This window comes from Bowmanella pacifica (genome assembly GCF_014645355.1).
Taxonomy (GTDB): Bacteria; Pseudomonadota; Gammaproteobacteria; order Enterobacterales; family Alteromonadaceae; genus Bowmanella; species Bowmanella pacifica.
In genome coordinates, this window is record NZ_BMLS01000001.1 from 106,770 (window position 1) to 120,222 (window position 13,453).

Below are 13,453 nucleotides of genomic sequence, written 5' to 3' on the forward strand. Positions count from 1 at the left end.
TGAGGTGACAATTTGCGTCTGACCGGCTATGGTATCCGCCTTTTGGCAAGGCACCAAACTACGCGTGAAATTGGTCAATTTACATATCATTGGCGTACAAAAAGCAGGCACTACTGCGTTAGCCAGTTTTTTGCAGCAGCATCCTGCCGTATTCCTGGTTAAAGGAAAAGAGGCGCATATATTTGATCATCCTGATTATTCACTTCAGGCAAATCCAATTGAGTTTGCGCATCAACACTATCAAAGGCGCACCCAAGGATACAACGGACAGCCCTTCATATGCGACGCCACGCCAATTACCGTGTATAACCCTGCGTTCTTAGCGAGTTGCTATCAATACAATCCTGACGCTAAATTTATTCTGATGCTCAGAGATCCCGTAGAAAGAGCCGTGTCACACTACAAAATGTCCAGGCGCACAGGGAAAGAAACGCGCAACATGCTCAGCGCTTTTTTACTTGAGCCGTTACGCCTTTATTTGGCGACCAAAAAACAGGACTGGCGCTTTGACTCTCCCCTTCGCACGCAATCCTATCTTAATAGAGGACGCTATAGCCGGCAGTTACAGACAGTGTTCAACACAATTCCTGCGCCGCAAATCCTGATACTGAATCAGGAAGCGTTGCAAACCGAACACGAACAGAGCTTACTGCGCGTCTTTCGCTTCCTAGATATTCACCGCCACGCGATTCCGCCACAAACCGTGTTTGCCGCTCCCCCGTCTAAACTGACATTAAACGAGCGACTGGCCAGGGCGTACGCACGATTGTACTTCTGGCTGATGGGTGAATCCCCAAAAGCATGGCAGCAAGTGCAGCACAAGCTTTCTACACCAACTGTATAGACTGGGTTACTTTTTCTGCTTGCTCGAGTACCGTCGGCAACAAGGTATAAAAATCGGTATCTTCAACCAGTTCCTCTGGCCATGGCAACGTGTTTAAAGCGGCTGGTGAATACCAGAACATTTTATCTGTTGGCACAATAACCCGTTCAGAGGGTTCTGGTAGCCCATACTTCTTGCATTTTTGTTGCTGAGCCGTAAGCCAGCTTTCTTGCAGTAACAACTCTGCGTGCTGCGGAAGATATGGAGGAACAAGCAACGCAGCCGGCTCGTTGTGGCTAAAAAAGCTAAGGGCTTTATTTAGCAGCTCATCTGTTCCAAGTAATCCGTACCACTGAGCCAAAAGTCGGTTGCAAATCTGACCGACTGGCGCATCTGAATAGGTATGTAACTTTGCCACCGCCGGGTACCCTGCCAGCGCTGCAGAGCAACACGCCAGCCATGCTTTGGCTTCGGGGTAACCAGAGGGTAGAGAGTTGATATGTACCTTACCTGACCAGCCTTCTACAAGCTGCTCAATCTCAGATTGCTGCTCAGTGGTCGTCACAATGTGTAGTTCAATCTGCACCTTATGGCAATTCACCAAGGACAATAGCGCTTGAAGGCGCTGAGGATCCTGAGTGTCTATATAAAGTGCCATCGGCGTGCCAGTTGCCCCAATCGACTTGTTCTGAGTATAAGCCGGCCTATCCAGCGGCAGCCCAAGATAACTATTCAACAGCGGGCGGGGCCAAAGCTTTTGCCATTGACGGTAAATACTAGTGCGCAAATGCGTTGCACCAGAACAAGACAGTGTACGATTGGCGTCTTCCAACCAGGCCTGATTATCTCTAAGTAAAAATCCCACCCGCAGATTATGCAAATCCAGAGTCTGTCCTTCGGCTTTATTAGCTTGTACAACCTTAAGAACCTCTTCATAACTCAAGACCTCATAGCACTGCCTAGCGAGCAGATTGGCAGGTGAGCTTATTACTTCGCTCTCGGCACTGGTCGGTTGCTTATCTACTAACCATCTTTTAACCATGGGATGGTTTGGCGCCAGGGATTGTGCCTGCCTCTTAAACAGAGCATAACTTTCCTTATTGCCCAGCGCGTTATGAACCTGTGCTAAGCGCACCTGAATAGCAACTTGCGATGGACTGAGGGCGCTCGCTTCCTCTAAAACCTGAAGCGCCTGATTAAATAGCTTTTGCTGATAGTAGATATCACCTAAGCCTACCAGGTAATCTACTTGATAATCCATCCGCAGCGCCTTAATCATTGCCAACTCGGCCAACTCATAAGCCCTGACCTTCTGGGCCAGTTGCGACAACTGATGGAACAACTCAGGTCGGCTAAGGGGCTTATACAGCAATGTCGCTTCAATCACCTTGCGCGCTGCCGGAGTAGCAAGCTTGGCGATTCTGGCCAGAAGCTCCCGTTCACCGATATCTGCCAGGCCATCAATCAGCGGTAACACACCTAGTTCCCTTTCACCTATAGGACGCAGAGAGAAAGGAATAACCTGAGGAAGAGATGCATCATCCTTGTGATACCAATCATCACATTTGTCGCTAAACAGGTCCCATTGCTCAATACGCCAGTGACCCGTATGAACCTGCATGGCTCTGAGCCTGGCAAGTTTGGTTAGCGCATAAAAACCCGCGTTATGTGTAATCTTTGCCAATGACAAAAACTGTTCGACTGATCCATATGGACGTCTAAAGCCGTCGGAAAACAATTCTGGCTGTAACAGCTTGTGAGGTATGGAAGATAAAAAGCCGAGCAACTCGGCCCAAGTGAGTCCGTCAAGCTTAAAGCCCTGATGACTTAATTCACCAGGCTTAGCAACTGGTTTATGTGGATGATCAGCGACGGAATACGGCGAAGAACAGGAGCCAGGTGCAGGCACCTGCGCGTGATTCTGCAGACGTTGCCAGAGTTCATCCAATTGTTTACGAAGGTCATCCCCAATAAATGCCACCGCGTCAGCGTCCAGCGTGGAGGTCATCAATTCAGGCTTAAATTCACTGGGCGTCAAACAACTTACCGGCAGTGCCAGCTTATCAGCCAGCGGTTGTGCCTCAAATCCTCCACTGGCGAAGCCTTCCTGAGCAATCAGCACACATTTATCCGGATGCGCCAAATAAAAATTCAGCATTCTTTGATTGCTGGACAGCCACATTTGAAAAGCCAAGTCGGGTTGCTGCCAGAACCGGTAATTGACCCGGTTGGCGGCAATGGGTGCCATGCTGTTAATTAAATGTCGACTGGCCCTGTTTAACAAAGACTGCGCTGCATTTGCCCAATGTCTGTAGATAAAAATGTACTTAATAGCCTGTTGCCCTGCAATCTCCCAATCATCAAGGAAGTAGACAGCTCTCGGGTCTTTTACCCCCTGAATAATGTTGTCCTGGGTGCGCCCCTGTATATAACGTATTAGATAGTTTTGCAGCCAACTGGGCTTTATCAACTGACTGTCGTCGCAGTACTGCCAATTAGTGCCATTGATCTCAAATATCTTGTCATGCAACCTAACCACTGGCATATCTTCCAGATGGCCTAACGGGTTGCTAAAACTCGCCCCCATCAAGTCTTCTCCCATGCGCATTCCGCCTTTGGCCAGGCACTGGGCAATCATAGACGTTCCGCTGCGATGGAAGCCGCTGCAAAGATAGAAATAGCGATCTGAATGACTCAAGTCACATTACCCTAAGGGAGTGAAAGTTGGCGAATAGTACAAGGTTCTTGTGGCATTTTCGAATAGGTCGGACTAGGTTGAGCAGATTTTCCCCACTGTTGACTGACGAGGCAGGAATCCGTGTCCCACTTAAACCCCTATGGCTGATAATCTGTCGCAGATTTGCTGTTTGGAATACAGCCTCTCTTGGGCCAGCGCCAATAAGCCGCTACGGTTTGAAGAAAGTGCCGCCAATACGCTGCTGGAAAACACTCTCTCCTGACGAGACAGCGATGTACTGCGCTGTAATACCGGCAGCCTTAAGGCGTTATCCAGCACCGCGCCACCAGATTCCAAAACAGCCTCATAGCGCACAATCGCATCAGCGTGTTGCAAAAATACGTCGCTAAACCATTTGTAAATCAGTAGCTGACGGGCAAACAGGTTCTTTTCGCCAGCCAATTGCCTTTTTAGCTCAGGGCAGAATCTTTCACCGGCAGGCAATCGACCGCGATTAACGGGTAAATCCACTGTCATCCACGACAACAAAACATCCACGGGGTTACGAACAATCGCCACAACAGGGTAATGGCGTTTCAATTCGGTAAAATGGGCGGTAAATAAGGCATTTTGCTTTACCACCAGCGTAAAACTGTCGCTGCTACGAGGCGGTAAGGTTACCATGCCTCGTTGGGCGACAACCTGACGCACCGCTCCGCGGGTTTCCATCCCCACGGGGTTTTCAATACGTAAGCCACCTTTGTCACCGTGCTCAAATGCCTCGCCATCAATGATGGCTTGCCGCAATGCAGCTACCCGCTGAGATAAATGCGCAGCCACAGCGGGCTTGCCTTTTAAATCAGGGATACTTGGTGGGTTGATGGGTTCGTGCAGCGCCACGGTATCTTCGCGCTCATTCAGTAATTTACAGCATAGCGTGGTACCAGAGCGCGGTATGCCAGTAAGCAAAATTGTAGCAGTATAATTTGGATTCATATTTAGTCGCGACGCACGTCAAGTATATTAGTCACCGGAGGCGCTGAGCTATCAAGAGCAATAATTTGTATGGCTGCAGAAATATCCTCCGGCAAAGCATCTAAAAACATACGCGCCGTAACGCGGCTGGGCGCACCCGGCGCTATATCTACCAATTCATCAGCATTGAGCTTTAATACGCCACCAGCGGGAATGACCCCAACCGACTTAGTTCCGGGGGTATAGTTCTCGGCCACGGCCTCTTCACTGAGAAAAGTTGTTAAATAGCTGACGTCGTAGCCCGCATGATTAGCGATAATCAATTTTTGTCGGTAGCCTGAATAGGTGGTGACATAAGGTAAGTCGATACTTGCCGCATCATAAGTTACCTTGCCAAAAAACGCGTCATCCAGACCAATACCGAGGTTTAGGCGAAACTCAGACCTCGCCACCCGACGCTTTGAATCAGTCTGGTCTAAGCATAATACGGGGTAAGTAACCAGTTGGTCTATACTGAGTTGGAACTCTGCCGAAGCAGGTTCTGTCGTGACTGCTAGTCTGGAACCTGAACAATCGTCAGAATCATTAAAAAACAGTTTATCGGCCCCAGACGTTACATACAAACGGGCATCCTTAGTCGATGTACTGACGTCAGGCAATAGATCTCTAAAATCGACAATAAAGCTACTGTCGCTGGCTTTTCTAACGCCAGTTTTAATCAGCCATTCACCTTGAAACTTTGCCAGCGAAGCAACATCCCCATCGCTATCACCTAATCCGAACGTCCCCGGTGAGCGAAAAGAGGGAACAAAGCGCAGAAAATCCGAACCAAACCCTACCTTGTGTACGTAAGCTTCAGCAAAACTGCTTTCCACACCATCAACCACTTTGAGCATATCTGCCTGCTTCCTGACCAGAGGCCGTTCTTGACTAACCGCGCTGGCAGCGTCTCCATACATGGCATACCTAACACCTAAGGGGATACTGCTATCTTCAAAGCGAAGACTTTGAAGCTCAAGCATTAAGCCCACATCCTGTCCGGTGGGAGTGGCTGAGGAGATTTCAATAATGGCGAAACTGTCACCTATGGCGCCGCCCTGAGAAAGCACACTGTGATAGTCAGGTGATAAAACCACACCTGTGCCAGGCAAGGCATGCTCGAAGACACCATTATGCAAATCAATACGCACATATCTGTGCTCAGCGGATATTGCAAATCCGGCGCTAACCTTAATATTCAAATCATCAGCGCTACTGCTGACAATCAGGTTACCGTTGTTCTTTAACTCATCACGCGTCAGGGCTTGCTCAGCATAAAGTAAAGGAGTTCCCTGATCTAAATCCCACGCCGCTGAATAGGCATTTAAGGAAAAAAGAGCCATCAATACAAGGCTATACTTCATAGTCTATGTACCCGTAAAGGGAAAATAATTTTTAGCGGAAACAATAAAAAAGCCTTCGCTAGGCGAAGGCTTTTTTCAGACTAAGTAAAACTTAGTTCAGAACTACTGTATCAGTAGTACCATCAGCCAGGTTTACTGACTGAGAAGCAGCAGAAACGTCTGCATCTTCAGCTTCGATTTCGATAACAGCAGAAGTACGAGTCTTACCGCTCAGCGTTACGATATCGGTAGCTTTAATAGCCAGCATCTCGCCTGCAGGTACAGAACCAGTGGCTGCAGCACCAGCAACAGCAGTTACACCGTCTTCAGAAACGAAGTTAATGGTGTAAGCGGCATCAACAGAACCGTAGTTAACGATGTAGATGCGCTGGTTGTATGCATTGAAGGTAGTCAGATAAGGCACTTCAATAGAAGTGGTATCGTAAACGATACGACCCAATACATCAGATACTTCATCGGTATTCAGCTCAATGCTGTAAGAACCTTTAAGAATTTCTTCTGCACCGTCTACTTCAACACACAAGTAGTAAGGACCAGCGTTAACATCGGCAATAGCTACAGTGGCTGCATTTTCATCAGCATTGATACCGGCAGAAACATCGATAGAGGGAACACCACCAACGTCCGCACAAGTCGCTTCATCTTCCAGAGTCCAACCAGCAGCACCAGCACCAAAGCTGAAGTCACCAGTAATGGTCACTGTCTGAGCAGCAGTCAGGAAGGTAGCGGCGTTAACCAGGTTACCATCTGGATCGTAAGCAGTACCATCTACATAAGCATCAGTATCCAGTGCACCTACCTGACCCAATGTAGCTGACAATGCGTCACCTTCACCAGCAACAGTAGAGAAAGCAACAAAGTCACTAGCAACAGTAGCAGTTGAGAAACCTTCATCAGCAATTTCACCAGTTACAACAGAAGTAACGGTAGACAGTACGCCAGAGTCAGTGTACAGAGCGTTAGTCTCGTTTACTGCATCGGCCGCGGTTTCATAAGTGGTAACTGTAACAGCTGTGTTACCAGTTGAGTTCAACAGATAATCAGCCGCAGCAACAGTGTAAGAACTGTCAGCTGCAGGAACGTCTGCTGTAGCAGCCACTTCGAAGATTACGAAAGATTCACCGTTACCACCTTGAGAGATAGTAGCAGTAGCAGCACCAGCACCTGTCAGAGTCCAAGTAGGAATAGCAGCAAACTCAGCGCCGTTACCCAAAGTAACACGAACATACTTAGAAGTACCGTTACCAATGGTAAAACCTACACTGGCAGACAGATCCAGAATGTTGGCTGCGTTGGTTGCTTCCAACAGACCATCGGTCAAATCAGTAGCTGTGATTGCTTCAGCAGCAAAAACTGCGGTATTAGTAGGATCAGCAGCGGTACCAGCCGCATCCAAATCTACAACAGCGAATGCGTTCAGTGAGAATGCTGAAGCGATAGCCGCAGCCAAGATCTTTTTATTTAACATTGAAAAACTCCTGCAAGAGTAACTATAGTTTTTTGTTAGTCGTGGCGATGCGCCAACAAGTCCTCGGTGACCAATCACCAGACCACCCCCAATAAGCTACAACACCGTATTGTAGTAATCAACTCTTTTAAAGTGTAGTTTTATCAGCAGTAACACTAACTTACCGATGAAGTTGACGGATTTATTTGTAGCACGCCACTACCGTCGGCGCAACTATAGAGCATGAACCACCTATCTACAACGATTTGGCAGGCAATTGTAGAACATCTGCTTAACTTTTCACCAAAAACTTAAAAGTTCTATTCTCTTAGGCTGGTTAAGCCTTCGTTATAAAAAACTATAATAGGGCATCAGTATACATCCCCTATTAGTTAAAGCACCTGACGCCAAACATAGGGGAAAGTGTTTTTTTGCCCACGCTGAACACTGACGGCTATACCCACCCCGCCTTTATAAATACGAATAATCACCCTGTTCCCACCAAGGGGGCTGTAGTAATCCTGAGATTCCAGTAAAAAACCCGGCTCAACCTGATAAGCCTGTTCAAAACGGGTAAACCATTCTCCTTTTGCGCGGGCCAATGCCAGCCGTTCCGCGGAATCCGGCCAGATGACCGCCCAAAGCGCCACAGGTATGGCATTAATATTCAACACGGGCGTGCGGCGTAAACTGCACTGGGTGAGTATGTCGGGATACTCAGATAAAAGCGACTGCCAACCATATACCCTGGCCAGTTCAGTGCATTGTTGCAGTAAATAATTGCGTGGCGGTGGCAGCTTGGCTTTTTCATAGGTGCCACCTTCCGCCCCCCCGGGCCGGCTCCATTGATCGCCGTCGGCATAATCAGCCAGCCGGTCAGCATAGCGGGCCTGATCCGGCGCCGAGTAGCCTTTGCCTTTAAGCCAACGCTTTAACCAATAGGGAGAAGCTGAATTAATAGGCAGCAGGCCATTTTCATTTTGAAGCGAAAACTTAAGTCCTTCATCCGTTTTGTATTCATAGCCATCCATGCGCAGTTCATCCCCGGTGAGAGGCTGCAAAAACAAACCATCCTCATTACGCTCGAATCCCTTGGCATTGAGGCCCTGGCTTACACCGGCAAAGGTCCACCGCTGGGTAACTAACAGATATGTCAGTTGATTGGCCTTGGCATATACCTCAGCTTGGTCGCTGAGCATCTGCTTGGACTCATACGCCAGGCTCAAACGCTGCTGCATTAAAGCCGATGCCACACCCAGCATTACCACCAGCACAACAGCCACCACCAACACAGCCAGCAGGGCGGCGCCTTTTTGCCTACTGACCAAAATCATAATCACCAAATATGGGTAATTCGGGAGGAATATCCACTTGCGCCGGTCTGCCGGGACTGGCCAGCAGCCAGGTTTGTTCGCCAACCAGAATCTTTATCGCCTGAGGTAACTGCGCCGCATTGGGGGTGAACGCTGCTTGCCACTGACCGTCTACCAGATAGCTAAAATTGGGTTCCTGTTCAAATAGCTGCACCACCACTGAAGCGGCACTTTCTGCTTTTTGATAACTTAACTGCCAACCTGGGTTGGCTGGTTGAAACTGCCAACGTATAGATTGCGGCAGATGGTGTTCATCATCGGGTGCCAGAAAGGTAATAAACTCGAAGTGTTTGTCACTGCCTTGCGCTACCGCTTGATTAGGATGGTACATCAGAGCGCCCTGTACACTTTGCGTCACCCACAAAGCAGGCAACTGTGCGGAGGATTGCATCAAGGCCCGGGCTCCCAAGCGCTCGAAATTTTTCCAGGTAGTGGCCAGCCCCTGAGCCAACAAGCTGGTTGTCAGTGCAACAATCACCAAGACAACAAGCATCTCGATTAGGGTAAAGCCCTTTGCACAAGAATGCATACTGCCGCGTTGTAATCTAGTCTGTTGCTTCATCACAAGATTTTCAAATGCCTTAGCCCTGCTTGCTTTTGCTAAACAACCAATACTTCCCCACATCGCCACCATACAATTAGCCAGGATACAGCAGGCTAAAAATCGGGCATCTCAAAATAGTTTGGATCCCGCCACTGTTTTATTACCTGGGTAGAAAATTCACTAACAGGAGCACCGTTTCTGGAAATGCTGGCCGAAACATCAAACAAGGCGACTATCCAGGCAGGCTGTCGACGGATTGGCTCTTGGTCAGATTGTCTGGCCACTGTTGCCTGCCAGGCTACAGAGTAATCGCCAATCTGGTAAGTGCCACTGCGTTGCTGCTGTAAATCCTCAAGTTCAATATGCTGCGTGAACTGCACAAAAACCTCAGGTAACCCCATCGCCCGTTGAATCTTGTCGGTGGCGCTAACCGCTGAGCCGAACCACCCCCAAACAGCACTAAACACTAAGGCCAGTACAACCAGTGCAACCATTGCCTCAACCAGTGTAAAGCCTCGGCTATTTGATGTTGGCAACTTGTCGAACCTCACAAAAAGGCGCTAACACGCTAAACTGATAACGCCGCTCCCCGAGCAGTAAAGCCACTTCTCCGCCTTTGCAATAGCCGCTGGCTAATACAGTAATAGGGGTAAGCACTTCCAATTCTGCATCGGATAACTCCAGGTCTTCGGCATGCTTTACGGTCAAAACCCGCCCCTGACGATTGGCCTGCAAGGGCATCAATGCTAGTTTGCCTGCTAATTCGGCCCGCTGTGATGCGGCCTTGCGAGCAGACAGCCAAGCATCTAATCCCGGCATCGCGACAGACGCAACCAGCCCTAATAACACCAGGGTTACCAGCAGCTCGATCATGGTAAAGCCGTTAGTTTTGCGCAGGAACATAACCTATGTCAGCATTTAGGTCTTCACCACCTTCCTGCCCGTCGGCACCTAAGCTGTAAAGATAAAACCCCTGCTCAGCTGCACTGTCTAAACGGTACTGATAATCCTTGTTCCAGGGATCAAGAGGGAGAGCTTCATCCAGATAAGGGCCATCCCAAAATCCTTTACTACCAGCTGGCGCAGTTCTAAGATCCGCTAACTTAGCCGGATAGCTCCCTACATCCAGTCGGTATGTCTGCAATGCCATTTTCAGCATTCTGATTTGCGTTTCAGCCGTTCTCACCTTGGAACTGTCAACCTTGCCAAAAAATTGCGGCCCTACCAAACCGGCCAACAACCCAAGAATAACCAGCACCACCAATAACTCGATCATGGTGAACCCACGCTGTTTATTTTGACTCATTTGTACTCCTCATATTTAAATAGCAATATCTGTCGAGGCCGTTATCGCCAACACAATACCCAATATCATTACACCAATTAGTACGCCGACAATCAAAATGGCAATGGGTTCCATTAGGGTCAATACCTGCTTCATTCGCCGCTTGCACGAGGTGTCATGTAACTGCGCAACCGCTTTTAGCATTTCGGCCAACTGACCGGTTTTATCGCCAACGGAGACCAGATTTAATGATGTAGGCGGCACCAATCTGGAGCGTTCAAGCGCCTCAGTAAACCCCACGCCGTCCTCTACATCGGCGATCATGGACTCTGCACGTTTTCTCCGGCGGGTATAGTTACATGATGCTGCCGCCAAACGAAGGGCCGTAATCAGGTTCACCCGGGCGAGCAGCATAGCGGAACAAAGTGATGCCCAGCGCGCTGCATCTTGTTCAGCTAACCAGGGCCCAATAACGGGTAACTCAATGGCAATATCCATTGCCCTTTTTCTTACCTTTGGATTAGCTAAAACGCTTACTAACGCCAACAATCCCCCTGCTATAATCAGCCCTAAGGTCCAGGGCGATTCGTTGGCATACTTACCTGCCGTCAGCACGACATAGGCTAGCGCCGGCAACTCTTTGTCACCATCCAGCATATGGCTGAATTTTGGTACTACCGCAAAAAAAATAATCAACATGGCCGCAATACCTGAGCCAATCAACACCAGCGGATAGGTAAGCGCGCTTTTTATATCCCCTCGCACTGCTTGATCATAATTCAGTTGCTCGGATGCATTAATCAGTGCCTGAGACAGCTGCCCACCTAGCTCCCCTGCACTCACCAAATGCGCCACATAGCCGGGAAATGGCAAACTGGACGCCTTTATCGCTGAAGAAAAACTCTCCCCGCCTTCAATGCGACTGGCGATAGACATAAAACCTTTGGCCAGGTTGGGATGCTCATCGTTCTGGGCCAGCGCTTTAACCGCATCAATTAGTGCAACACCAGAGTCTGTTAAGGTTGCCAGTTCCTGCAAAGGTATCACCAGATCGGACACCGTAACGCGACGCCCTTTTTTACTGACAGATTGGTGCTCTTCTAATAAGAACACGTCAATTCGCATTGTTGCCAGTTGCCGCATTGCTTCCTGATAGCTAACGGCTTCAACAACACCCTCTACCCGCTGTTCAGAAGCCTGCTCTATACCTTGATAACGGAACTTCACGACTCAAGATCTTCCTGACTGCACACCCTTAGTACCTCCTCGACACTGGTGATACCGCGGGATGCTTTCAATAACCCATCTTCCATTAATGAACGGTTTCCGCCCTTTCGGGCCAGCTCCCGAATATCTGCAACAGGAGCTCGTTGGGTAATCAGCTCTCTGATTTCTGGTGTAACAGGTACTAATTCGTAAACCCCTACCCGTCCGTGATATCCACGGCCCTGACATTCTTGGCAGCCTACGGGTTTTCGCCAATTACCAGCCATTCCAGATGTGGTCATAAATGTAGGCGCTTCGGTAGGTTCAGAGCAATTCGAACACAGCTTTCTGACCAAACGCTGGGCTTGCACCCCCTGAATGGTTGCGGCCACCAGGTAAGGCTCTACACCGATATCAGATAAACGAGGAAAGACAGAGCAGGCATCATTGGTATGCAGTGTCGACAGCACCAAGTGGCCGGTTAACGAGGCCTGTACGGCAATATCTGCCGTCTCTTTGTCTCGAATCTCTCCCACCATAATCACATCGGGATCCTGACGTAAAAAGGTTCTCAGCGCTTTAGCAAAGGTATAGCCAATATCTGGCCGGGCCTGGACTTGGGTTACTCCTTCAACCTGATATTCGACAGGATCTTCAACTGTAACAATTTTTTCCTGCCCCGTGCGGATATCGGCCAGCAAGCCGTACAGCGTCGTGGACTTACCCGAACCTGTAGGGCCGGTTACCAGCACTATGCCGTTACTCAATGCCCCCCACTCACGAATCAGTGTAAGGTGATCGGATTCAAAGCCCAGGCCATCGAGGGAAAGTTCATCACGCTTCTTAGGCAGTAATCGCATCACAATGGATTCACCGTGCACATCGGGTGCGGTAGAGACCCGTACATCAAACTCACGTTTACCGGCTCGTGTGGTAAAGCGGCCATCCTGAGGCAGACGTCTTTCGGCGATATCCAGATGTGCCATTAGCTTAAGCCTGGATGCGATAGCAGCAAAACGTGTCATAGGTTGCTGCATAAATTCATTCATACGGCCATCCACCCGAAATCTCACTAACATTGACGGATTTCCGGCCTCTATATGAATATCGGACGCTTCGGCCTGAATGGCTCTTTCAATAATACTGTTAACCAGATTAATGACAGGCGCCTCTTCGGCAAGTGCGGCAAGGTCTGTGCTGTTACGACCAAAAAGCTCCGAAACCGCTCGCTCCCGAGCCACATCATCATTCACAGTCGCCGCCATTGCCGGTGTAAGCAAATAAGGCGAAATATCCCTTTGCCCTGCGACAGAGGATATGACATTCAGACCAAATCTATCAGTGGGTTCAGAACAGTAAAGCGCAATATCCTGCTCATTCTCAACAGGGTAGATCTCATGCTCTAAACACCAATCAATACTAATACCTAACTGCGCGCAACAGGCGAGTACCCCGTGGGCCGCCGGACATTGGGAGATGCTATTTACTAGTGGCCACTGAATAATGCCACCCATAATTTGGAACAAGAAATCCTCACCGCATAGCCCAAGTCTGGATACTGCTTCTCTTAGTGAACATTTCAGCTCTTTGGCAGTATTTTTTGCCAGTTCAATATCACTATCAGTCAGTGCAGCCTGGTTGGTCAGGAGGGGGATTAATTGCGCATCGAGATTATCTGAATCTATCTGGAGTTTGCTGGCCAAGGTCTTGCATATCTCCC

At 49.0% G+C, this 13,453-nt stretch carries 12 protein-coding genes; 1 reads left to right on the plus strand and 11 read right to left on the minus strand.

The features are described from left to right. Positions 1 to 28 precede the first annotated feature (28 nt). Complete coding sequence (locus IEX02_RS00485) at positions 29 to 844, plus strand: sulfotransferase family protein (protein WP_268237369.1); 816 nt, start codon at positions 29 to 31, stop codon at positions 842 to 844. Here IEX02_RS00485 and IEX02_RS00490 read toward each other — a convergent pair. From IEX02_RS00490 to IEX02_RS00540, 11 genes are all read right to left on the minus strand, one after another. Further along, positions 828 to 3,521: a hypothetical protein gene (locus IEX02_RS00490; protein ID WP_188688683.1), complete on the minus strand. Its 2,694-nt coding sequence runs from the start codon at positions 3,519 to 3,521 to the stop codon at positions 828 to 830. The genes IEX02_RS00485 and IEX02_RS00490 overlap by 17 nt on opposite strands. A 129-nt stretch (positions 3,522 to 3,650) precedes the next feature. Continuing rightward, positions 3,651 to 4,496: a sulfotransferase gene (locus IEX02_RS00495; protein ID WP_188688686.1), complete on the minus strand. Its 846-nt coding sequence runs from the start codon at positions 4,494 to 4,496 to the stop codon at positions 3,651 to 3,653. A 2-nt stretch (positions 4,497 to 4,498) separates the two neighbouring features. Next, entirely contained in the window at positions 4,499 to 5,878 is a 1,380-nt protein-coding gene (locus IEX02_RS00500) for a hypothetical protein (RefSeq protein ID WP_188688689.1), read from the minus strand. A 91-nt stretch (positions 5,879 to 5,969) separates the two neighbouring features. After that, positions 5,970 to 7,346, minus strand: coding sequence for a hypothetical protein (locus IEX02_RS00505; RefSeq protein WP_188688690.1), 1,377 nt, complete (start codon positions 7,344 to 7,346; stop codon positions 5,970 to 5,972). 371 nt (positions 7,347 to 7,717) lie between these two features. Next, the gene (locus IEX02_RS00510) at positions 7,718 to 8,659 is read right to left on the minus strand and encodes a type II secretion system protein GspK (RefSeq protein WP_188688693.1); all 942 of its coding nucleotides are present in this window, start codon (positions 8,657 to 8,659) and stop codon (positions 7,718 to 7,720) included. Beyond that, positions 8,643 to 9,260, minus strand: a complete 618-nt coding sequence (locus IEX02_RS00515) for a PulJ/GspJ family protein (RefSeq protein ID WP_188688696.1) — start codon at positions 9,258 to 9,260, stop codon at positions 8,643 to 8,645. Before IEX02_RS00515 ends, IEX02_RS00510 begins: the two co-directional genes overlap by 17 nt. A 95-nt stretch (positions 9,261 to 9,355) precedes the next feature. After that, positions 9,356 to 9,793, minus strand: a complete 438-nt coding sequence (locus tag IEX02_RS00520) for a PulJ/GspJ family protein (RefSeq protein ID WP_268237370.1) — start codon at positions 9,791 to 9,793, stop codon at positions 9,356 to 9,358. Beyond that, a complete protein-coding gene (locus tag IEX02_RS00525) occupies positions 9,762 to 10,145 on the minus strand; it encodes a prepilin-type N-terminal cleavage/methylation domain-containing protein (RefSeq protein ID WP_188688703.1) in 384 nt (127 codons plus the stop codon). Before IEX02_RS00525 ends, IEX02_RS00520 begins: the two co-directional genes overlap by 32 nt. Beyond that, the gene (gene gspG, locus IEX02_RS00530; RefSeq protein ID WP_188688705.1) at positions 10,126 to 10,548 is read right to left on the minus strand and encodes a type II secretion system major pseudopilin GspG; all 423 of its coding nucleotides are present in this window, start codon (positions 10,546 to 10,548) and stop codon (positions 10,126 to 10,128) included. Before gspG ends, IEX02_RS00525 begins: the two co-directional genes overlap by 20 nt. Before the next feature lie 15 nt (positions 10,549 to 10,563). Beyond that, positions 10,564 to 11,754: a type II secretion system F family protein gene (locus tag IEX02_RS00535; protein ID WP_188688708.1), complete on the minus strand. Its 1,191-nt coding sequence runs from the start codon at positions 11,752 to 11,754 to the stop codon at positions 10,564 to 10,566. Continuing rightward, positions 11,751 to 13,436 carry a GspE/PulE family protein gene (locus IEX02_RS00540; RefSeq protein ID WP_229701964.1) on the minus strand — a complete coding sequence of 562 codons (1,686 nt, stop codon included), beginning with the start codon at positions 13,434 to 13,436 and terminating at the stop codon, positions 11,751 to 11,753. Before IEX02_RS00540 ends, IEX02_RS00535 begins: the two co-directional genes overlap by 4 nt. Positions 13,437 to 13,453: the final 17 nt, after the last annotated feature.

Excerpts from the sequence above, each read along its gene's own strand:
- IEX02_RS00485 (WP_268237369.1), top strand. The coding sequence starts at position 29 with ATGGTATCCGCCTTTTGGCAAGGCACCAAACTACGCGTGAAATTGGTC.
- IEX02_RS00495 (WP_188688686.1), bottom strand. The coding sequence starts at position 4,496 with ATGAATCCAAATTATACTGCTACAATTTTGCTTACTGGCATACCGCGC.
- IEX02_RS00500 (WP_188688689.1), bottom strand. The coding sequence starts at position 5,878 with ATGAAGTATAGCCTTGTATTGATGGCTCTTTTTTCCTTAAATGCCTAT.
- IEX02_RS00505 (WP_188688690.1), bottom strand. The coding sequence starts at position 7,346 with ATGTTAAATAAAAAGATCTTGGCTGCGGCTATCGCTTCAGCATTCTCA.
- IEX02_RS00510 (WP_188688693.1), bottom strand. The coding sequence starts at position 8,659 with ATGATTTTGGTCAGTAGGCAAAAAGGCGCCGCCCTGCTGGCTGTGTTG.
- IEX02_RS00515 (WP_188688696.1), bottom strand. The coding sequence starts at position 9,260 with ATGAAGCAACAGACTAGATTACAACGCGGCAGTATGCATTCTTGTGCA.
- IEX02_RS00525 (WP_188688703.1), bottom strand. The coding sequence starts at position 10,145 with ATGTTCCTGCGCAAAACTAACGGCTTTACCATGATCGAGCTGCTGGTA.
- gspG (WP_188688705.1), bottom strand. The coding sequence starts at position 10,548 with ATGAGTCAAAATAAACAGCGTGGGTTCACCATGATCGAGTTATTGGTG.